The sequence below is a fragment of the Streptomyces sp. NPDC006012 genome (assembly GCF_042871185.1).
Classification (GTDB): domain Bacteria; phylum Actinomycetota; class Actinomycetes; order Streptomycetales; family Streptomycetaceae; genus Streptomyces.
In genome coordinates, this window is record NZ_JBIAIE010000004.1 from 135,051 (window position 1) to 155,109 (window position 20,059).

Annotated in this window: 17 protein-coding genes; 14 read left to right on the top strand and 3 right to left on the bottom strand. The window is 74.0% G+C overall.

The window, feature by feature from the left end; all coding sequences use genetic code 11:
- Positions 1-33: 33 nt before the first annotated feature.
- The 4 genes from ACFYPJ_RS10095 (at position 34) to ACFYPJ_RS10110 (ending at position 6,377) form a co-directional block, all read left to right on the top strand.
- A complete protein-coding gene (locus ACFYPJ_RS10095) occupies positions 34-936 on the top strand; it encodes a class I SAM-dependent methyltransferase (RefSeq protein WP_389013323.1) in 903 nt (300 codons plus the stop codon).
- 248 nt (positions 937-1,184) lie between these two features.
- Entirely contained in the window at positions 1,185-2,030 is an 846-nt protein-coding gene (locus ACFYPJ_RS10100; protein WP_389013326.1) for a hypothetical protein, read from the top strand.
- The gene (locus ACFYPJ_RS10105) at positions 2,027-4,159 is read left to right on the top strand and encodes a bifunctional serine/threonine-protein kinase/ABC transporter substrate-binding protein (RefSeq protein WP_389013328.1); all 2,133 of its coding nucleotides are present in this window, start codon (positions 2,027-2,029) and stop codon (positions 4,157-4,159) included. The genes ACFYPJ_RS10100 and ACFYPJ_RS10105 overlap by 4 nt, the downstream gene beginning before the upstream one ends.
- A gap of 28 nt (positions 4,160-4,187) precedes the next feature.
- The gene (locus ACFYPJ_RS10110) at positions 4,188-6,377 is read left to right on the top strand and encodes a bifunctional serine/threonine-protein kinase/ABC transporter substrate-binding protein (protein WP_389013331.1); all 2,190 of its coding nucleotides are present in this window, start codon (positions 4,188-4,190) and stop codon (positions 6,375-6,377) included.
- A 78-nt stretch (positions 6,378-6,455) separates the two neighbouring features.
- Here the strand turns inward: ACFYPJ_RS10110 and ACFYPJ_RS10115 are convergent, their stop codons facing one another.
- Positions 6,456-7,559 (bottom strand): Ku protein, encoded by a 1,104-nt coding sequence (locus tag ACFYPJ_RS10115; protein ID WP_389013334.1) that lies wholly within the window; start codon positions 7,557-7,559, stop codon positions 6,456-6,458.
- Between the two features lie 146 nt (positions 7,560-7,705).
- Between ACFYPJ_RS10115 and ligD the strand changes: the two genes are divergently transcribed.
- Positions 7,706-8,587 carry a non-homologous end-joining DNA ligase gene (gene ligD / locus ACFYPJ_RS10120; protein ID WP_389013337.1) on the top strand — a complete coding sequence of 294 codons (882 nt, stop codon included), beginning with the start codon at positions 7,706-7,708 and terminating at the stop codon, positions 8,585-8,587.
- Between the two features lie 15 nt (positions 8,588-8,602).
- Here the strand turns inward: ligD and ACFYPJ_RS10125 are convergent, their stop codons facing one another.
- Positions 8,603-9,415, bottom strand: coding sequence for a nuclease-related domain-containing protein (locus ACFYPJ_RS10125; protein WP_389013340.1), 813 nt, complete (start codon positions 9,413-9,415; stop codon positions 8,603-8,605).
- 217 nt (positions 9,416-9,632) lie between these two features.
- On the opposite strand from ACFYPJ_RS10125, the gene ACFYPJ_RS10130 reads away from it, so the two are divergent.
- The 9 genes from ACFYPJ_RS10130 (at position 9,633) to ACFYPJ_RS10170 (ending at position 18,695) form a co-directional block, all read left to right on the top strand.
- On the top strand, positions 9,633-10,388 hold the full coding sequence (locus tag ACFYPJ_RS10130; protein ID WP_389013343.1) for a hypothetical protein: 756 nt from the start codon (positions 9,633-9,635) through the stop codon (positions 10,386-10,388).
- Entirely contained in the window at positions 10,385-11,632 is a 1,248-nt protein-coding gene (locus tag ACFYPJ_RS10135; RefSeq protein ID WP_389013345.1) for an ATP-binding protein, read from the top strand. Before ACFYPJ_RS10130 ends, ACFYPJ_RS10135 begins: the two co-directional genes overlap by 4 nt.
- Positions 11,633-11,941: 309 nt before the next feature.
- A complete protein-coding gene (locus ACFYPJ_RS10140; protein WP_389013348.1) occupies positions 11,942-12,319 on the top strand; it encodes an SH3 domain-containing protein in 378 nt (125 codons plus the stop codon).
- Between the two features lie 42 nt (positions 12,320-12,361).
- Entirely contained in the window at positions 12,362-13,723 is a 1,362-nt protein-coding gene (locus ACFYPJ_RS10145) for an FtsW/RodA/SpoVE family cell cycle protein (RefSeq protein ID WP_389013351.1), read from the top strand.
- Positions 13,720-15,177: a penicillin-binding transpeptidase domain-containing protein gene (locus tag ACFYPJ_RS10150; protein WP_389013354.1), complete on the top strand. Its 1,458-nt coding sequence runs from the start codon at positions 13,720-13,722 to the stop codon at positions 15,175-15,177. The genes ACFYPJ_RS10145 and ACFYPJ_RS10150 overlap by 4 nt, the downstream gene beginning before the upstream one ends.
- Before the next feature lie 332 nt (positions 15,178-15,509).
- Positions 15,510-16,448, top strand: a complete 939-nt coding sequence (locus ACFYPJ_RS10155; RefSeq protein ID WP_389013357.1) for a diiron oxygenase — start codon at positions 15,510-15,512, stop codon at positions 16,446-16,448.
- A gap of 62 nt (positions 16,449-16,510) precedes the next feature.
- Complete coding sequence (locus ACFYPJ_RS10160; protein WP_389013359.1) at positions 16,511-17,164, top strand: TetR/AcrR family transcriptional regulator; 654 nt, start codon at positions 16,511-16,513, stop codon at positions 17,162-17,164.
- A gap of 10 nt (positions 17,165-17,174) precedes the next feature.
- Entirely contained in the window at positions 17,175-17,504 is a 330-nt protein-coding gene (locus ACFYPJ_RS10165) for a hypothetical protein (RefSeq protein ID WP_389013362.1), read from the top strand.
- A gap of 114 nt (positions 17,505-17,618) precedes the next feature.
- Positions 17,619-18,695, top strand: a complete 1,077-nt coding sequence (locus ACFYPJ_RS10170; RefSeq protein WP_389013365.1) for an NlpC/P60 family protein — start codon at positions 17,619-17,621, stop codon at positions 18,693-18,695.
- A gap of 110 nt (positions 18,696-18,805) precedes the next feature.
- Here ACFYPJ_RS10170 and ACFYPJ_RS10175 read toward each other — a convergent pair whose 3' ends face one another.
- The gene (locus ACFYPJ_RS10175; RefSeq protein ID WP_389013368.1) at positions 18,806-20,059 is read right to left on the bottom strand and encodes a styrene monooxygenase/indole monooxygenase family protein; all 1,254 of its coding nucleotides are present in this window, start codon (positions 20,057-20,059) and stop codon (positions 18,806-18,808) included.

Consider the following 20,059-nt stretch of genomic DNA (forward strand, 5'->3'; position numbering starts at 1 on the left):
CTGCTTCGGCATACGGACGGGAGGGGAGCGGGAATGCCCGGGGACCGGTGGTGGGACAGCACGCTGTTCCGCGGCAGTGCGGCCTTCTACGAGCGCGGCCGGCTGCCGTACGCCCCGGGCTTCGCCCCGGCCCTGGCCGCCGCCCTCGGTCTGGACGGGCGGGGCCGGCTCCTCGACGTGGGCTGCGGGCCGGGCACGGTGCTGCTGGCCATGGCGCCGTACGTCGCCGAGGCGGTCGGCGTCGACCCCGACACGGACATGCTGGCCGAGGCGCGGCGCGGGGCCGAACGCCGCGGGGTGGCCAACGCCCGGTGGGTCGCTGCCCGGGCCGAGGACCTGCCGGCCGGTCTCGGCGGGTTCCGCGCCGCCGTGTTCGCGCAGTCCTTCCACTGGACGGACCGGGACCGGGTCGCCGCGGCCGTCTTCGGGATGCTGGAGCCGGGCGGCGCGTTCGTCGTCGTGAGCGACCTCAAGGACGGCTCCGGGGAGTCGGTGGCGCCGCCGGAACCGCCGTCGCCCGCGCATCCCGCGCCGCCCGGCGCGGAGATCCGTGCACTGGTGCGGCGCTATCTGGGGCCGGTGCGCCGGGCGGGCCGGGGCACGCTGCCGGAGGGCACGCCGGGACGCGAGGACCTGGTGCTGGCGCGGGCCGGGTTCGAGCCCGCCACCCGGCACGTCGTCCCGGGCGGACAGGTCGTCGAGCGCACCGCGGACTCCGTCGTGGCGTGGGTGTTCTCCCGGTCCTCCGCCGCACCGCACCTCTTCGGGGACCGGCTCGCGGAGTTCGAGCGGGACCTCCGGGCGCTGCTGCGGCAGGCGTCGCCCGGCGGCCGTTTCACCGAGTGCCTGCCGTCGACCGAGATCCGGATCTGGCGCACCCCCGCGGCGGGCGCCGCACCGCCGCCCGCTCCCGGGGACCGCCCCGCCCGGCCCTGAGCCGCCCGGCCCCGCGCAGCCGTCGGCCCCTGGAACCTGCCTTGACGGCGCTGACCGGACGGGCCCGGTCAGGAGTGCGGAAGGGCCGGCTCTGGCGGTCCGTCGCATCTTCATCTCCCCATGCGCAAAGATGAGTTGATCGATGTCCGCCGCCGCGTGCCGGTGTCCGGTGCGGGCGGGAGGACGGCGTGGGACGGAGGATCGTGACGTACACAGGAGCGCGCGGACGCGCAAGACAGGGGTCCGCAGTGGTGATCGTCTGTGCGGCACTGCTGGTGGGGTGCTCGGGCGGGGGGAACGACGCAGCCGGGCCGCGGGCCACTGCCGGTGCCTCCGCCTCGGCCTCGGCCGGCGGTGCGGCGGCCGGGTCCGGTCCGGCCGGGTCCGGGGCGGCCTCCGCGGGGTCGGGTGGCGGCAGCGGATCCGGGCAGCAGTCCGCCGGGGACGCGCGCTTCAAGGCCGATCCGGCGCGGCTGCCCACGAACCGGTCGCAGGCCGTGGAACTGCTGGGCGCCGTCACCGCAGGCCCCGACGCCTACGGGCCCGGCTACGAACGGCGCACCCCGTACCAGAGCGAGCCGGCCGGCTGGCCGGTCCTCGGCACCGACTGCGTCTGGCAGCAGCGGACACTTCCCGCCGGCGTGCTCGGCAGCCTCACCCACTACTCCCGGCTCCCGGCCACCGGCGGCAAGGGCGAGGTGCGCACCACCGCGACCGTCACCGTGCACCGCACCACCGCCCAGGCCGACCTGGAGATGTCCGAGACCCTTGAGGAGGCGCTGCGCTGTCCCGACCAGCAGTTGCGCGCCGACGAACAGATCATCGGCCTCAACTCGATCGGCTCCGGCTACGGCACGAACGGGAACACCTCGGCCGACGACGTCCTGCTGGAGGTCGGCAGTTACCGCAATCCCGAGATCGGCAAGGGGGACATGAACTACTTCTGGGACCAGGTCCGGCTCGGGCCGGTGACGATAGCCGTCGCCGTCCAGGGCGGCACCGGATATGCGCAGGGCGATCTGCTGACCGTGCAGGCACGGGCGGTCGCCGCCATGGAGACCGCGGTCCGCGGTGAACTGGGGGCCCGCACATGACCGACCGTTCCCTGCACTCGGGCGATCCCGCCTTCCTGGGCGGGCACCGGCTGCTGGCCCGGCTCGGCGAGGGCGGCATGGGTGTCGTCTACCTCGGCCGCGCCGACTCGGGGGCGCTCGCCGCCGTCAAGGTGATCCAGGCCGAGTACGCGCACGACGACGACTTCCGGGCCCGGTTCCGCCGCGAGGCGGACGCCGCCCGGCGGGTGGACTCCCCCTGGGTGGTCAAGGTCACCGGCGCCGATCCGGACGCCGCCCGGCCCTGGCTGGCGACGGTCTTCGAGCCCGGCCCGTCGCTCGCCGAGGCCGTCGGCCGGCACGGGCCGCTGCCCGCGCGGGCGGTGCGGGTGCTGGGGAAGGCGCTGGCCCGCGCGCTGGCCGCCGTGCACGAAGCCGGTCTGGTGCACCGGGACGTGAAGCCGGGCAACATCCTGCTCGCCGCCGACGGCCCCCGGCTGATCGACTTCGGCATCGCCCGGGCCGGCGGCGCGACCGCGCTGACCGCGTCGGACGTGATCGTCGGCACCCCCGGCTTCCTCTCCCCCGAGCAGGCCACGGGCGGCGGCGACCGGCTCGGTCCGGCGAGCGACGTGTTCTCGCTGGGCTGTGTGCTGGCGTACGCGGCGACGGGCCGGCCGCCGTTCGGCGCCGGCGCGGTGGACGGGCTGCTGTACCGGACCGTCCACGACGAGCCCGATCTCGGCGGGCTGGACGAGGAGTTGGCCGCCGTCCTGCGGCGCTGCCTCGCCAAGGACCCGGCCGACCGGCCCACGCCGGCCGGTGTCGACACGGCCCTGGTGGAGGACGTGCCGTCCGGGACGGCCGACTGGCTGCCCGCCGACGTCGTCCGCATGATCGCCGACCGGTCCGCGGAGATGCTGTCGCTGCCCGAGGTCGGGGCCACGATCGTCGAGGGGCCGGTGCGCGAGGGCGACCCGTCCCGGCGCCGGTTCCTGACCGTCGTCTCCGGCGGCGCGGCCGTTCTCGCCCTCGGCGGTGGTGCCGCGGCCTGGGCCGCGCTGCGCGGCGGCGGGCGGTCTGCGGCGGCGGAGCCCGGCTGGGCGATCGGGGTGCAGGCCGACCTCAGCGGCCCCGGCAAGGCGGCCGGTCTTGCGCAGCGGGACGGCGCCCGGATCGCGGTGGAGGAGTTCAACGCCCGCGCCGACCGGCCGTTCACCCTGCGGTTGACGTCGTCGGACGACCAGGGCCGGGCCGATCGTGCCGGGGCGGCGGCCCAGCGGCTCGTCGACGACACCGACGTCCTCGCGGTGATCGGGGCCGGCACCGACGCGACCACCCAGGCCGCCCTGCCCGTCTACGACGCGGCCCTGCTGCCCGTGCTCGGCATGACCGCCGGACTGAACCTCGTACAGAACACCCGTTCCTTCGTGCGCGGCCGGCCGCTGCACACCGTGGTCGCCATGAAGCTCGCCTTCCACTGGCAGACGACCAGCGCGGCCACACCGGTCGGCGTGCTGCTGGACCGCGGCGGCGCCGACGTCTCCTGGATGACCGTCCAGATGGTCAACTTCCTCGTCCGGCAGTACAAGGGCACGACGTATCCGCGGGTGGTGCCGGCCGGCACCACCGATCTCACCGGCGTACTGGCCGACATGCGGTCCGCGGGCATCAAGGCGTTCGTGTACGCGGGTCCGGTCGACGGAGCGATCCGGGCGGCGAAGGGGATGGCCGGCTTCGACGGGCCGAAGTACGCGGCCGAGCCCGCCCTCGACGCCCGGTTCGCCGCCGAACCGGCCGCCGCCGGCTGGACGGTGGTGGCGAGCGCGATCGGGCCGGGCGCGGCGGACGTCCGCTCGTTCGCCCAGACCTTCCGCGCACGGTACGGCCGCGGCCCCGGCTTCTGGGCCGCCGAGGGCTACGACGCGGCGAACCTGCTGATCCGGCAGCTCACCGCGACGGCGGGCAAGCGCCCCGCCCGCAAGGCGCTCATCGGCCCGCTGGGGAAGGCCCAGTACCGGGGCATCACCCGGGACTTCGCGTTCGCCGCCGCGGACGGGAGCCCGCCGACGCTGAAGACACCGGCCAGCTTCGTGCACCAGGTCCTCGACGGCGCGTTCCACTACCTGGGCCCGGCCCCGGACCAGGCACCACCGCCGAGGACGGCGTGACGGCGGCGCGGTCCGGGGCCCGGTGGTGATGCGGCCGCTGACCGCCGCCGACCCGGAGTCGGTCGGCGGCCACCGGCTGCTGGCCCGGATCGGCGCGGGCGGCATGGGCGTCGTGTATCTCGGCCGTTCCGACGGCGGCGCCCTGGCCGCCGTCAAGGTGATCCGCGCCGAGCACGCCGCCGACCCCGGCTTCCGGGCCCGGTTCCGCCGCGAGGCCGCTGCCGCCGCCCGGGTCGACGGCCGCTGGACGACGCCCGTGACGGCCGCCGACCCGGAGGCCGCCGGACCCTGGATCGCCACCGCCTTCGTCCCCGGGCCCTCGCTCGCCGAGACCGTCGGCGGGTACGGGCCGCTGCCCCCGGCCACCGTGCGGGCGCTCGGTGCCCGGCTCGCGGACGCGCTCGCCGCCGTGCACGCGGCCGGGCTCGTGCACCGCGACGTCAAACCCGGGAACGTCCTGCTCGCCCTCGACGGCCCCCGGCTGATCGACTTCGGCATCGCCCGGGCCAGCGGCGCCACCGCGCTGACCGCGTCGGACGTGATCGTCGGCACCCCCGGCTACCTCTCCCCCGAGCAGGCCCGGGCCCGTGCGGAGGAGGTGGGCCCGCCCAGCGACGTGTTCTCGCTGGGCTGCCTGCTCGGCTACGCGGCGAGCGGGCGCCCGCCGTTCGGCAGTGGCGGCGCGGTGGGCGCGCTGTACCGCACCATCCACGAGGCACCCGATCTCGACGGCGTCCCGGACGACGCGCTGCGCACGCTGATCGCCCGCTGCCTCGCCAAGGACCCGGCCGACCGGCCCACGGTGGCCCAGTTGCGCGCGGACCTGGGCGGGTCCGGGTCCGGCACCGACGACTGGCTGCCGCCCGGTCTGCCCGCGATGATCGCCGAACGTTCGGCGCAGGTCCTGAACCTGCCGGAGCCGGAGCGGCCCGCACCGACGGAACCCGCCTCGCAGCAGCCCGGACCGCCGGAGCGGTCCGTCTCCGGCCGGCGGCGTCTCCTGCTGCTGGGCGCCTCGACGGTAGGTGTGCTGGCCGCGGGCGGTGGCGGGGCCTGGCTGGTCGGCCGGCGGTCCGGGGCGGGGGCGAGCGGCCCCCGGCCCACCCGCACCGTCGCCGTGCAAGCCGATCTGACGGGCCCCGGCAAAGCGCTCGGCACTGCCGTCGTACGGGGTGTGCGGCTCGCCGCCGAGCAGCACAACGCCCGCGCGGACCGCCGCTACGACCTGGCCCTCACCGTCCTCGACGACCGCGGCGAGGCGGACCGGGCCAAGGAGCTGGCCAAGCGGCTGGTCGCGGCCGGCACGGCGTGCGCGGTGGTCGGACCGACGTCCGACGCCACCGCGCTCGCGGTCCGGGACATCTACAACGGCGCCCTGGTGCCGATGGTGACCGCGTGGGCGGGCGCCTACTCCCTCTACGGCATGAACTCGGTCACCGAGCCGGCCGTGTTCCAGGTCAGGCCGCCCGACTACGCGATGGCCCCGCCGCTCGTCCACTATCTCGGCAAGGTCAGCCGGGCCACCCGTACCGCGCTGATCGACGACCGGGCCACGCCCGACTACAGCTGGCAGCTCGCCCAGGCGCTGACGCGGCCGCTGTCGTCCGCCGGTTCGGTCCGCACGTACACGGTGGCCGCGGACGCGGACGACTTCGCTTCCGTGGCCGCGCAGGCGGCCCGGGCGCAGGCCGTCGTCTACTGCGGCAGTTCGCCGCGGCGGGCCGCCGCCTGCGCCCGCGCGCTGCGGTCGGCCGGATTCACCGGTACGCCCGCGGCGAGCGAACCGGTCCTCGGCCCCGGGTTCCTGGACGCGGCGGGCGCGGCGGCGGAGGACTGGGTCTTCGCCACGACGTTCGTGGACCCGGCGCGGATGAAGTCCGCGGCCGGTTTCGTCACTTCGTTCCGGCGGCGGTACGGCGTCCAGGAGGCCGGCCGGGGCGCGGCGGAGGCGTACGACGCGGCCGGTCTCCTCGCCAAGGCGCTGACCGGGATGGGCACGGGCCAGCTGGACACCGGCAGCCTGGCCCACCGGCTGCGCGCGCTGAAGTACCACGGCGTCACCAGGACCTTCGCCTTCCGCGCGGACACCGGCGCGGCGCAGGTGACCACGGGCCTGTTCCTGTGGCGGGTGGCGAACGGCGTTCCGTGGTTCCTCGGGCAGTACGAGGAGGTGCGGGCGGGCTCGGGCTCCGGCGCGGGCTCGGGGGGCAAGGCGTGACGGCCGTGGCCACCCGCCGCCCACCACGACGGCGCCCCGCGAGAGGTGCGGCACCCTGCGAGAGCCGGCGAACGCGGCTCAGGCGGTGTGCCTGCGGGACGCGGCGGTCTTCTTCGCCGTCGTCTTCTTGCACGCCGCCGCGTCCGCGGACGCGGACTTGGCGGACGCCTTCGTCGACGCCGTCGCCTTCTTGGTCCGGGCGGACTTGGCCGCCGGTTTCTTCCCGGCGGAGGCGGTCTTCTTCGCCGCCGCCGTCTTCTTCGCGGCGGCCGTCGTCTTCCGGGCGCCCGTCTCCTTCGGGGCCGCGCGGCCGGTGCGGCGCCGTGGCAGCGAGGTGACCTCGGCGTGCTCCGCCGGGCCGGCCACGGCCTGCCGCGCCCGTGCCCCCGGCTCCGCCGCTTCCTCGCCCCGCGACTCCTTGGCCGCCCGGACGCTGTTCTCCAGCGCGGCCATCAGGTCGAGCACCTTGCCGCCGGCGGCCGGGGCGGGTGCCTCGGGAGGCGACTCACCGGCCGCCTTCGCGGCGATGACCTCCTCCAGTGCCTCCCGGTACTCGTCGTGCAGATCCGCGAGGTCGACCTCGCCCAGGGTGTCCATCAGCGCGTCCGCGAGGTCGAGTTCCTTGTCGCGGACCTGGACGGGTGCCTCCGGGGCGACGCCCTCGGGGGCGCGGACCTCGTCCGGCCACAGCAGCCCGTGCATGGCGATGGCCTCGCCCACCACCCGCAGCATGCCCAGCCGCTCCCGGCCGCGCAGGGCGTACTTGGCGATGGCGACCTTGTTGCTGCGCTTGAGCGCCTCGCGCAGCAGGGTGTACGGCTTGGCGGCCGCGGCGCCGCCGGCCGCGAGGTAGTACGCCGAGCCCATCTGGAGCGGGTCGATCCGGTCGGCCGGTACGAAGGCCACGATGTCGATCGTGCGGGCGGTCGGGATCGGCAGGTGGGCGAGGTCGTCGTCGGAGATCGGGACGACGGTGCCGTCCGCGTCCTCGTACGCCTTGCCGATCTCCGCGCCGCTGACCTCACGGTCCTCCAGTTCGCAGAACTTGCGGTAGCGGATGCGGCCGCCGTCCTCGGTGTGGATCTGGCGGAAGGAGATCGAGTGGCTCTCCGTGGCGTTCACCAGCTTGATCGGGATGCTGACGAGACCGAAGGAGATGGCGCCGTTCCAGATGGATCGCACGTTCCACACCCTTCCTGCGGATTCCGGACGTTCCTGTGCCCGGTGTTCCTGTTTCAGGCGTTCCTGTGCCGGACGCGCCTGTTCCAGGCGGACCGGTTCCGGGCTTTCCTGGTGTTATGACAGTCGATATCTGAGAATGTCATCTTATGACGCCGATCACAGAGGTGGAGGGGCGACGGGTCGCGCTCAGCAACCTGGAGAAGGTGCTGTATCCGGCGACCGGCTTCACCAAGGGCGAGCTGCTGCACTACTACGCGACCACGTCCGCGGCGCTGCTCCCCCACCTCCGCGACCGGCCCGCGTCGTTCCTGCGCTATCCGGACGGGCCGGACGGGCAGGTGTTCTTCGCCAAGAACGTGCCGCCGGGCACGCCCGAGTGGGTGACGACCGCCGAGGTGCCCCGGTCGGAGGGGCCCGCCCGGATGGTGCTGGTGCAGAACCTGCCCTCGCTGATGTGGGCGGCCAACCTCGTCGCCGAGTTCCACACCCCCCAGTGGCTGGCCGGGGCCCCCGAGCGGGCCGACCGGCTGGTGTTCGACCTGGACCCGGGCGCGCCGGCGACGGTGGTGCAGTGCTGCGTGGTCGCCCGGTGGCTGCGGGAGCGGCTTGCGGCGGACGGGATCGAGGCGTACGCGAAGACCTCCGGGGCGAAGGGGCTGCATCTGCTCGCCGCGGTGCGCGGGGCCTCCTCGGAGGGGACCTCCGCATACGCGAAGGGGGTCGCCGTGGAGGCGGAACGGGCGCTGCCGCGACTGGTGGTGCACCGGATGACCCGGAGTCTCAGGCCGGGGAAGGTGTTCGTCGACTGGAGCCAGAACGCGGGCCGCAAGACCACGGCCGCGCCCTACACGCTGCGGGCCCGGACCGAGCCGACCGCGTCCACGCCCCTCACCTGGGGCGAGGTGGCGGACTGCCGGCAGCCGGAGCAGTTGGTGTTCCGGGCCCAGGACGTCGCGGCGCGGCTTTCGGATTTCGGTGACCTGATGGCTCCGCTGCTGGACCCGGCGCACGCCGCGGAGCTGCCCTGACGCAGGCCGGGTGGCTCACACCCGCAGCCAGGTGTTCCGGTCGCGGGCCATCGCGTGCAGGGCCTCCGCGTCCGCCGGTTTCAGCACCCCGCCGAGCCGGGCCAGCGCCCCGACCTCCTCGTCCCGCAGGACACGCACCCCGCGGGGCCGGACGGCGACGGTGACGTCCGCCGGGTCCACCAGGACGAGCACCGGACGGACCTCGGCGGTCAGGGCGTAGGAGGCGCGGTCGGCGTCGGAGCGGACCCGGCGCAGCACCGGGCACGCCTCGCGGCGGCCGAGCGCGACCAGCGGGTCGGTCACCAGGACGCGCTGCTTGCGGGCGTACAGGGTGTGCAGGGCGAAGATCCCGGCCGGTCCGATCAGCAGGTGGTGGATCCGGTCGCCGCCGGGCAGCGGGACGGAGTGCAGGACGTGCCAGCCGGCGCCGTCCAGGCCGTCCGGGCCGTCCAGTACCTCGCCGACCGTCTGCTCGGCCACGAGGGCGCGGCGCCGCGGGTCGGGACGCAGCCGCCGGGCCGGCCCCGGATCCCGGTCGAGGTCCACCAGCAGCGCTTCACCCGGGCGGTTCGGGGCCAGGTCGTCGTCCGGGTGCAGAGAGAGCCGGGCCAGTTCGGCGGGCGTCGGGACGGGCGGCGGGCCCACGCTCACCGGGCCGGTCAGGAACGGCTGCAGCACCGCCAGGACGTCCTGCCTGCGGTCCTCGCTGAGCAGGTTGACCCGGGCGGCCGCCCGGTCGTACCAGGCGATGCTCCTGCCGTCCTGGAGACAGACGTACAGCCGCTCCCGGCCCTGCCGCCGGTCCGGCACCACGCGCAGTCCGCTCATGCGCCATCACCCCTCGACCATGGAACAGGCGCGACGCTCCGGGAGCAAGGAGCAGGTTCCTGCAGCACCGGCCGGCAGCGCCCGCGGACGGGCGGCGCCACGGGCGTCCCGGCCGGCCGAGTAGCCTCTGCCATGTTGCGCCGTTCGGGTGCGCATAAAGGATTTACCGCCACATAAGGTGTATGGGGCCCCTCCGACCCCGAGCCCCAGGAGCACCGTGCCACGCCGTCCCCCCGCTCGCGCCGCCCGTACCGCGCTGACCGTCGCCCTGCTGTCGGTGGCGGCGGCCGCCTGCGGCGACACGGGCGGGCTGCGCGCCGCGGGCCCCACCCCGACCGCCGCCGGCCCGGCCAAGCTCTGGCCCGGCCTGCAGCCGGCGACCAGCCCCGCCTGGCCGTACGACGTGGCGAGCAGGGAGGCGGTACGGGGTGTCACGGTGACCGGGGACGACATCCGCAAGGCGGATCCGGTCGCCGTGGTACGGGCGGAGATCGCCGCGCACCCGGACAGCTACGGCTCGAAGGGCCCGTACCACGAGACGGCGAACCGGATCGCCGACTGTGCCGCGGGCGGGGACCGGAGCCGGTGCCCCCTCCTGCCGGCGTACTACCGCGACCTCACCGGTGACGGCCGCACCGAGTTGGCGCTCGGTTTCCGGCTGTACCCGACGAACCAGACGGCGATCCGCGTCTACACCGTGGAGAACCACCGGCTGGTCCAGGTCCTCGCCGACAACGACGCGATCCTCGGGGTCGAGCTGGCCGGGCGTACCGTGATCGTCCGCTCGCCCGCGGGGATCTCCGGGTACGAGTACCGCACGACCTGGACCTGGCAGCCGCAGCAGCGTGCGCTGGTGTTCGCCCGCGACGAGTTCCTGCGCACCGGCGGCGGCAGACCCGCCCGCACACCGCTGCCGTCACCGGGACCGTCGTCACCGGCGCCATCCGCATCGTCCTCCCAGGGATCCCGATGAGGCGGCCCGCGCTGCCCCCGTGGACCGGGACGCTCGCCGCGAAGGCCGGCGTCTTCATCGCGGTGATGTGCTGCGCGCTGGCCGCGCTGCTGGGCATCCTGGTGCACACCTCGGTGACCAACCAGACCGTCGGCCAGGCCCGGGACGAGGCGCTGGCCCGGCTGACCGACGCGTCCCAGGCGTACCGGTCCGGGGACGCGCTGCCACCGGGCGCCGGCATCGATCCGGCGGGGCTGCCCGAGTCGCTGCGGACCCTGGCGGCGGACGGGCAACGGGGCACGATGGTCACCCGGCTGCACGGACGGCCCACGATGTGGGCGGCGGGACCGGCCGCGGGTGGGCGGGCGCTCGCGGTGGAGGTCGACTACGCACAGCAGGCGAACACCATCGCCGGGCTCGACAACTCGATCCTGTGGTCGTCGGGGCTGGCGATCACGGCGACGCTGGCCGTCGGCGCGTTCGCGGTGACCCGGGTGACCCGGCGGCTGCACGGCACGGCGCAGGTGGCCCGACGGATCAGCGCCGGTGACCTGGACGCACGGGTGAACGACCCGCGGACGAAGGACCCGACGCACCGTCCGGACGAGGTGGCGGCGGTCGCCGCCGCGCTGGACTCGATGGCGTCGTCGCTGCAGGGCAAGCTGGAGAGCGAGCAGCGGTTCACCGCGGACGTGGCGCACGAACTGCGCACCCCGCTGACCGGGCTGCACGCGGCGGCCGAACTGCTGCCGCCGGGCCGCCCGACCGAACTGGTGCGCGACCGGGTCGCGGCGCTGCGGACGCTCACCGAGGACCTGCTGGAGATCTCCCGGCTGGACGCCGGGCGGGAACGGCTGGAGACGGACGCCGAGGAACTGGGGGTGCTGGCCCGGCGGGTGGTGCGGGCGTCGGGGACCGACACCGAGGTGCGGGTGGTCACGGACGTCTGGGTGGAGACCGACCGGCGGCGGCTGGAAAGGGTCCTGGGCAATCTCGTGACCAACGCGCACAAGCACGGGCGGCCGCCCGTGGTGCTGACGGTGGACGGATCGCTCGTCACGGTCCGGGACCACGGCGACGGTTTCCCGGACTACCTGATGGCCCACGGCCCCCAGCGGTTTCGCACGGAGGGCGGGACGACCGGACACGGGCTCGGCCTGACGATCGCGGCGGGCCAGGCGGAGGTGCTGGGCGCGCTCCTGGAGTTCACCAACGACACCGACGGCGGAGCCATCGCCCGTCTGTACCTGCGTCAGCCCCGATAGGCCCGCCGCACCTCTCCCACCGGCCACCCGCAGGGGCGCGCGGAACTGCGCCACCAGCCACCCCGCCCCGCAGGGGCGCGGGGAACCGCGCGACCAGCCGCCCCCGACCCGCGCGCGACACCGGACAGGCCCCTCCAGCCCACCCCGCCGAGCGCCGTCCGGCCGCCCCGCGGCACCGATGGCTCAATGTGACGGGCCGTCCGGAGACGGCACTTCTAGCGTGGCGGTTGACCGATCTGATGATTCGTCGACTTTCATCGTTTTCATCACTTTCACCGCTTTGACCCGCGCTCCCTCTCGGAGGTCCCCATGCGCCTGCGCTCCCCCCTCACCCGCGGCCTCGCCCGCGTCCTCGCCACGGCTGCCGCGTCCGGCGCCCTGATCACCGCGCTCGCCGCCGCACCCGCCACCGCCACCACTGCCGCCGCCCCGCACGGCGGCGACGGCCCGGGCCGTTACCGGGGCGTGGTCACCGCGATCGGCGGGCTGTGGCTGCACGACCGGCCGGGCCGCGACAGCCGCCGCATCGGCTTCGCCCAACAGGGCCAGATCGTCTCGATCTACTGCCAGTACCCCGGCGGCCCGGTGAACGGCAACCGCCTCTGGTACCTCCTCGGAGACCGCACCTGGGCCTGGGGCTCGGCCCGCTACATCCGCCTCCTCGGGCCCACGCCACGCTGGTGCTGACCGTCAAGGCGCACAAGGCTCCCGATTAGGTAGGTTCCGGACATGACGAAGGCCGGAACCTCCGTGGCGGCGGCCAGGACCCCCACCCCCGTCGTCCCCCTCCACCGGCGCCGCGGCATCGAGCTGACCCTCATCGTGCTGGCCGTCCTGCTGTCCGTGTACGGCTACTGCGCCGTCGGTCTCGCGCGCACCGGCGCCGTCCCGCCCGGCGCCGCCGGCTACGGCGCCGGGCTCGGCGTGCTCGCCCTGGGCGCGCACGCCGCGGTCCGGCTCCGGGCCCCCAGCGCCGACCCCCTGCTGCTGCCGATCGGCGTGCTGCTCAACGGCCTCGGCCTGGTGCTGATCTACCGGCTCGACCTGGAGACGCCCGGCGACCGGGCCGCGCCCGCCCAACTCGTGTGGTCCACGCTCGGCGTGGGGCTGTTCATCACCGTGGTCCTGCTGCTGCGCGACCACCGGGTGCTCCAGCGCTACGCCTACGTCAGCGGCGCGGCGGCGCTGGCCCTGCTGATGCTGCCGATCCTCTTCCCGGCGGTGAACGGCGCCCGCATCTGGGTCCGGCTCTCCGGATTCTCCATCCAGCCCGGAGAGTTCGCGAAGGTGCTGCTCGCGGTCTTCTTCGCCGCGTACCTGGCGGCCAACCGGGGCGCGCTCGCCTACGCGGGCCGCCGCGTCTGGTGCGTGCAACTGCCCACCGGACGGGTCCTCGGCCCGATCGTCACCCTCTGGCTGATCAGCGTCGGCGTGCTGGTCCTGGAGCGCGACCTGGGCACCTCGCTGCTGTTCTTCGGCCTGTTCGTGGTCCTGCTGTACGTCGCCACCGGCCGCACCGGCTGGATCGCGGTGGGGCTGCTGCTCGCCGCGGTCGGCGCGGTCGTGGTCGGCTGGCTGGAACCGCACGTGCACACCAGGATCGAGGACTGGCAGCATCCGTTCGCGACGATCGACGCGGGCCGGGGCCCCAACCAACTGGCGCAGTCCCTGTTCGCCTTCGCGGCGGGCGGTGTCCTCGGTTCCGGTCTGGGCCTCGGCCACTCCGTGCTGATCGGCTTCGCCGCCAAGTCGGACTTCATCCTGGCGACGGCGGGCGAGGAGCTGGGGCTCGCCGGTCTTTCGGCGATCTTCCTGCTGTACGGGCTGCTCGTGGAGCGCGGCTACCGGGCCGGCCTCGCCCTGCGCGACCCCTTCGGCCGGCTCCTGGCCACCGGCCTCGCCTCGCTCGTGGCGCTCCAGGTGTTCGTCATCGCGGGCGGGGTGACCGGGCTGATCCCGCTGACCGGCATGGCGATGCCGTTCCTGGCGCAGGGCGGCTCCTCGGTCGTCACCAACTGGACGATCACCGCACTGCTGATCCGGGTCAGCGACTCGGCCCGGCGACCCGGCGACCCGGAGGCGGCCCGATGACCCGGCACATCCGGCACGCCGCCGTGTTCTGCGCCCTGCTGCTCGCGGCGCTCCTGGTGAACGCCGCGCGAGTCCAGGTCGTCGAGGGACCGGGCTACGACGGCAACCCCGCCAACCGCCGTGCCACCATCGCCCGTTACGGGCAGCCGCGCGGCGACATCCTGGTGGCGAGTGCCCCGGTCACCGGCTCCCGGGACACCGGCGAGCAACTGCGGCACGAACGGACCTACCGGGACGGCCCGTTGTACGCCCCGGTCACCGGTTTCGCCTCACAGGTGTACGGGACGACGTTCCTGGAGCACGCGGAGGACGGCATCCTCTCCGGCTCGGACCCGCTGCTGTCGCCGTTCCCGCTGTGGAACGACGTCACCCGGGCACAGAGCGAGCCGGGCAACGTCGTCACCACTCTGGACCGGGCCGCGCAGGAGGCGGCCTACCGGGGGCTGGGCCGGCGCAAGGGCGCGGTGGCCGCCGTGGAGCCGTCCACCGGCCGGATCCTGGCGCTGGTCTCCAGCCCGTCGTACGACCCGGCCGAGCTGTCCGGCAACGACGCGTCGGTGACGGCGGCCTGGAACCGGCTCAACGACGACCCGGACAAGCCGATGCTGAACCGGGCCGTGCGGCAGACCTATCCGCCGGGCTCCACCTTCAAGGTGGTCACCGCCGCGGCGGCGCTGGACGCCGGGGTGATCCAGGACCTGGACCGGCCCACGGACTCCCCCGACCCGTACACGCTGCCCGGCACCCGGACGCGCCTGACGAACGAGGCGGACGGCTGTGCGGACGCCTCGCTGCGCGCGGCCTTCGAGTGGTCGTGCAACACGGTGTTCGCGAAGCTCGGCGTGGACGTCGGGGTCGCGGACATGGTGGCCACGGCACAGGGCTTCGGTTTCAACGACACCGATCTGAAGATCCCCTTCTCGGTGGCGCAGAGCACCTTCGACACCCGGGTCGACAAGGCGCAGCTGGCGCTGTCGTCGATCGGCCAGTACAACACGCGGGCCACTCCGCTGCAGATGGCGATGGTCGCGGCGGCCGTGGCCAACGACGGGCAGGTGCGCACGCCGTACCTGGTGGAGCGGACCACCCGCAAGGGCGGGGAGACGGTGGGTACGGCCGGCCCCCGCGCGATGCGCCAGGCGATGAACCCGGCGACGGCCATGCGGCTGAAGGAGCTGATGACCGGCGTGGTCCGGGAGGGCACCGGTGCCAACGCGGCCATCCCGGGGGCCACCGTGGGCGGCAAAACCGGCACCGCGCAGCACGGCGTCGGCAACGCCGGTGTGCCGTACGCCTGGTTCGTGTCCTGGGCGAAGGCCGACACCGCGCTGGAACCTCAGGTGGCCGTCGCCGTGGTGGTGGAGGACGCCTCCGCCGACCGGGGCGAGATCAGCGGCGCCGGCAACGCGGCGCCGATCGCCAAGGCGGTGATGCAGGCGGTGCTCGGCCGGTGAGCCGGCGACCGCCGGTCCGTCCCTCCGTCGAGTGATCACGACGGGCGGCCGACGCATCCTGCTCGCCGCGCCCGGAACTGCCTGCACCGCCCGGAGGTGCGGGGCCGCCGCGGCCCGGCGCATTCCCGTCGCGGCTCAGCGACGTCTCGCCGCAGCTCGGCGAAGGACCGCCGCAGCTCACCCTTGCCGCGTCCGGTCGGCTCGGTCCCGTACGGCGTGCCGGGCTTGTTGACGCCGGGTCAACAAGTTGTACGCGGGGGATTGACTCGCTTGCTGACAAGCAGTCTCATAAGAGCGAGAGGACTTACCCCGGGTAACGAGGTGACGGAGCCATGACGACCCTGACGGAAGCCGACGCGCTCGACGGACTGCGTGACGCACTCGGCCTGCTCAAGGACCGGGAGCAGGTGGCCGAGCGCCTGCTCGTCTCTTCCGCCAAGCACTCCTTCGATCCCGACAAGGAACTGGACTGGGACGCACCCTTCGAGGAGGGCAAGTGGTTCTGGCCGCCGGAGCTGGTGTCGCTGTACGGCACGCCGCTGTGGCGGCGGATGAGCGAGGAACAGCGGATCCTGCTCTCCCGGCACGAGGCGGCAGCGCTCGCCTCGCTGGGCATCTGGTTCGAGATGATCCTGATGCAGCTGCTGGTCCGGCACATCTACGACAAGGCAGCGACGAGCGCCCATGTGCGCTATGCGCTCACCGAGATCGAGGACGAGTGCCGGCACTCCAAGATGTTCGCCCGGCTGATCTCGCACGGCGGCACGCCCTGGTACCCGGTGGGCCGGGCGCACCTGGCCCTGGGCCGGGTCTTCAAGACCATCTCCACGACCCCGGGTTCCTTCACGGCGACGTTGCTCGGCGAGGAGGTCCTCGACTGGATGCAGCGCCTGACCTTCCCCGACGAGCGGGTACAGCCGCTGATCCGGGGCGTGACCCGGATCCACGTCGTCGAGGAGGCCCGGCACGTGCGCTACGCCCGTGAGGAACTGCGCCGCCAGATGGTGACCGCCCCGAAGTGGTCCCAGGAGTTCACCCGGGTCACTTCGGGTGAGTTCGCCCGGGTGTTCTCGGTGGCCTTCGTCAACCCGGAGGTCTACCCGAACGTGGGGCTGGACAAGCGGGAGGCGATGGCGCAGGTGAAGGCCAGCGGCCACCGCCGCGAGGTGATGCAGACCGGCGCGAAGCGCCTGACGGACTTCCTCGACGACATCGGGGTGCTCCGCGGCGCGGGCCGCAGGCTGTGGCGGTCGTCGGGACTGCTGGCCTGAGCGGTCACCGGGGACGGGATCACCCGCAACCAGCTCGGCCGGAAACGGTTACGCTGCCGGTCATGACCCCGCAGGCCCCCACCCCCGCCTACCGCCGGCTCAGCGTCGAGGAGCGCCGCAGTCAGCTCATCGAATCCGCGCTGTCACTGTTCGCGCACCGCAGGCCCGAGGACGTGTCCCTGGACGACGTGGCGGAGGTGGCGCGAGTCTCCCGGCCGCTGGTCTACCGGTACTTCCCGGGAGGCAAGCAGCAGTTGTACGAGGCCGCCGTCAGGTCCGCCGCGGACGAGCTGGAGCAGTGCTTCGACGAGCCCCGCGAGGGCCCGCGCCTGCTCCGCCTCACCCGCACCCTCGACCGCTACCTCACCTTCGTCGACGAGCACGACACCGGCTTCAGCGCCCTCCTCCAGGGCGGCAGCGTGGTCGAGACCAGGCGCACCACGGCGATCGTGGACGGCGTACGGCGGGCCGCCGCCGTGCACATCTACAACCACCTCGACATCACCGAGCCCGGTCCCCGGATGCGCATGACCGTCCGGATGTGGATCACCGCCGTGGAGGCGGCCTCGCTGATCTGGCTCGACGAGGACAAGCAGCCGCCCCTCGACGAACTGCGCGACTGGCTGGTCGACCAGTTCGTGGCCCTGCTGACGGTGACCGCGGGCCGGGACCCGCAGACGGCGGCGCTCATCGAAGCGCTCGCCGAGGATGGCTGACACTGGTCCCGTGAAGAGTCAGGACACCCCGTTCGAGGGCGGGCCCATGGACGGGCGCGTCCTGCCCGTGCTGCTGGGCCTCACCGGCCATCCCCCGAAGACGTACCGCATCCCGGTGCCGGACGCGCACGGCGGTCCGCCCACCGTCCTGGTGTACCGCCGGGTGCCCCGCGCGCACAGCAAGCGCCTCGGACTCGTGCAGGGCTGGAAGTACGTCCACGACGCCGACCCCGGCCGGACCTCAGGGCGGGGCGGTGCCCGCCATCGGTGGCCCTGGTCCCGCCCGGCGGCCGGCCCTGGTGCCACGCGGTCCGGCACACCGGACGACACCGACGGGTGACATGGTTGCGCCGAACCGCGCACACTCGGCGCGCGGTCCGCGCGCGCACCTCCGATACTCCCGCCACGGGGGCGAAGATATGACAAAACGCCCGCCCGCATCGGAGGTGATGTCGTGTCAGGAAGACTGCTGCGTCTGGTGGGTACGGCCCTGGTGGCGGCCCAGGCCGCCCTGGCGCCGCTACCCGCCGTGGCCGCACCGGACCAGCGGTCCGTGGCCGAGCTGCTGACGGACCTTCAGCGGCTGTACCGGCAGACCGAACAGGCCACCGAGACCTACAACGGCACCGCCGAGCAGCTGAAGCGGCAGCGCGCCGAGGTCGCACGCCTCGACGGGGAGCTGGCCCGCGCCCGGCTCTCCCTGCACGACAGCCGCCGGGACGCCGCGCGGCTCGCCCGGCAGCAGTACCAGAGCAGCACCGGCCTCTCCCCCTACGTACGGCTGCTGCTCGCCCGGGATCCGCAGCAGGTGCTCGACGAGGGGCACGTGATCGGGCAGCTGGCACGGGAGCAGGCGCAGACCGTGGACCTGCTCGAAGGCAGCGAGAAGAAGCAGGACGCCCTGGTCCGCAAGGCGCGCAAGGCCCTCGACGCACAGCTCCGGCTCGCCGAGCGGCAGCAGAAGCAGCGCAACGACGTCCGCACCCGGCTCGCCGGCATCGAGGAACTGCTCGCCTCGCTCAGCGCCGAACAACTCGCCGACCTCGCCCGCGTCGAAGCGGACACAGTCGCCGGCGCCCAGCAGAAGATCGTGACCTCCGGCGCGCTCAGCAGCGCGCGGGCGGCCCCGTCCGAGCAGGGCGACCGTGCGGTGCGCTATGCCATGGACCAACTCGGCAAGCCGTACCAGTGGGGGGCGGAGGGACCCGGGGCGTACGACTGCTCGGGGCTCACCTCGCAGGCGTGGGAGCACGCCGGCACGCCGATCCCGCGGACCAGCCAGGAGCAGTGGGCCCGCCTCGCCCGCGTCCCGCTGAACCAACTGCGCCCCGGCGACCTCGTCGTCTACTTCCCCGACGCCACGCACGTGGCGATGTACCTCGGAGACGGAAAGGTCGTCCAGGCCCCCCGCCCCGGCGACCGGGTCAAGGTCTCCCCGATCGCAAGCAACCCGATCCTCGGCGCGGTCCGCCCGGACCCGGCCGAAAACCCCGCCCGCCCCCGCACCCCGACAGCACGGCCAAAGGTCTAGCCACACGACGAACAGCGCGCGCCCCCGCCACCCCGAAGGGGCGCGGGAAACTGTGCGACAGGCCCCCGCCCACCCGCACGACCAACTACACGCCCACGCCCCAACGGCGTCTAATCCCCCGCGACAGAAGCCAAATACGCCGCTGTCTTCTCCGGCTCGTAGAAGTAGCTCTCGAAGTCCGCCGGATCATCGAACCCGTTGGCGAACCGACGCGCGACCGGCGCGAGCCGCCCGGCCGCCCCGATCAGCTCCAGAACATGACCGGGCGGCGCGGCAAGCATCGTGTTGGTCCACTTGGTGGCGTGCCGCGCCGAACCCCAGTACCGCTCGAAGGCGCGTCGCATCCAGACCTCGTCGAACTCCTGCTCACCGTGTTCGAGGATCGAGTCGAGGTAGGAGGCCGCGCACTTGGACGCCGAGTTGGAACCCTGGCCGGTGAGCGGGTCGTTGGCGACGACCACGTCCCCCACGCCCAGGACGAGACCGCCGCTGGGGAGCCGGCCGACGGGGTTGCGGACGGTGGGCGCGTAACGGCCCGCCAGCACGCCGCCCGCGTCGGTCAGTTCGGCCTTCCTGGCCCGCTCGTACTCCCAGGGCGTGAACTTCTCCATGAGGGCCAGGGTCAGGGACAGGTGCTCGCCCGGATCCCTGACACCGGCGAAGACGTCGAGGGGACCGCCCGGGACTCCTTCCCAGAACAGCATGTCCGCGCGGCCGTGGGGGGTCAGGGACGGGCTGACGATCAGCTCGCCGACGCCGGGGACGAGGTTGCAGTGGGCCGCGTCGAACTCCGGGTGCTCGGGATGCGGGCCCAGGTCGTGGACGTAGGCCACCGCCAGGGCGCGCTGCGGTTCGCGGTAGGGGGAGCGCTGCGGATCACGGGCGAACATGGACACCAGTTCGCCCTTGCCGGCCGCCACCAGCACCAGGTCGTAGAGGCGGGAGAAGTAGTCGAGGTCGCCGACCGCGGCTCCGTGGATGACCAACTGGCCGCCGCGCTGCACGAAGGTCTCCATCCAGCCGGCCATCTTCAGCCGCTGGTCGACGGACTGCGCGTACCCGTCGAGTCTGCCCACCCAGTTGACCGCCCGCTGCGAGGGGCCCGGGTCGAAGGAGCCGGAGGCGGCGACCGAGACGCCGATTCCTTCGATCTTCGGGGCCTGCGCCTCCCAGAAGTTCAGCCGGAGGTCGCGTTCGTGCTGGAGCGCCGTGTGGAACATGCACTGCGTCGACATGACCCGGCCGGAGCGGATCTCGTCGGCGGTCCGGTTGGACATCACGGTGACGTCGTATCCGTGGGACTGGAGCCCGAGCGCGAGCTGAAGCCCGGACTGGCCGGCTCCGACGACGAGTATCTTCCGCAT

Bases quoted from the DNA above. Each gene is read 5' to 3' on its own strand.
- ACFYPJ_RS10095 (WP_389013323.1), top strand. From the start codon at position 34: ATGCCCGGGGACCGGTGGTGGGACAGCACGCTGTTCCGCGGCAGTGCG.
- ACFYPJ_RS10105 (WP_389013328.1), top strand. From the start codon at position 2,027: ATGACCGACCGTTCCCTGCACTCGGGCGATCCCGCCTTCCTGGGCGGG.
- ACFYPJ_RS10110 (WP_389013331.1), top strand. From the start codon at position 4,188: ATGCGGCCGCTGACCGCCGCCGACCCGGAGTCGGTCGGCGGCCACCGG.
- ligD (WP_389013337.1), top strand. From the start codon at position 7,706: ATGACGCCGATCACAGAGGTGGAGGGGCGACGGGTCGCGCTCAGCAAC.
- ACFYPJ_RS10125 (WP_389013340.1), bottom strand. From the start codon at position 9,415: ATGAGCGGACTGCGCGTGGTGCCGGACCGGCGGCAGGGCCGGGAGCGG.
- ACFYPJ_RS10135 (WP_389013345.1), top strand. From the start codon at position 10,385: ATGAGGCGGCCCGCGCTGCCCCCGTGGACCGGGACGCTCGCCGCGAAG.
- ACFYPJ_RS10140 (WP_389013348.1), top strand. From the start codon at position 11,942: ATGCGCCTGCGCTCCCCCCTCACCCGCGGCCTCGCCCGCGTCCTCGCC.
- ACFYPJ_RS10145 (WP_389013351.1), top strand. From the start codon at position 12,362: ATGACGAAGGCCGGAACCTCCGTGGCGGCGGCCAGGACCCCCACCCCC.
- ACFYPJ_RS10150 (WP_389013354.1), top strand. From the start codon at position 13,720: ATGACCCGGCACATCCGGCACGCCGCCGTGTTCTGCGCCCTGCTGCTC.
- ACFYPJ_RS10155 (WP_389013357.1), top strand. From the start codon at position 15,510: ATGACGACCCTGACGGAAGCCGACGCGCTCGACGGACTGCGTGACGCA.
- ACFYPJ_RS10160 (WP_389013359.1), top strand. From the start codon at position 16,511: ATGACCCCGCAGGCCCCCACCCCCGCCTACCGCCGGCTCAGCGTCGAG.
- ACFYPJ_RS10175 (WP_389013368.1), bottom strand. From the start codon at position 20,059: ATGCGGAAGATACTCGTCGTCGGAGCCGGCCAGTCCGGGCTTCAGCTC.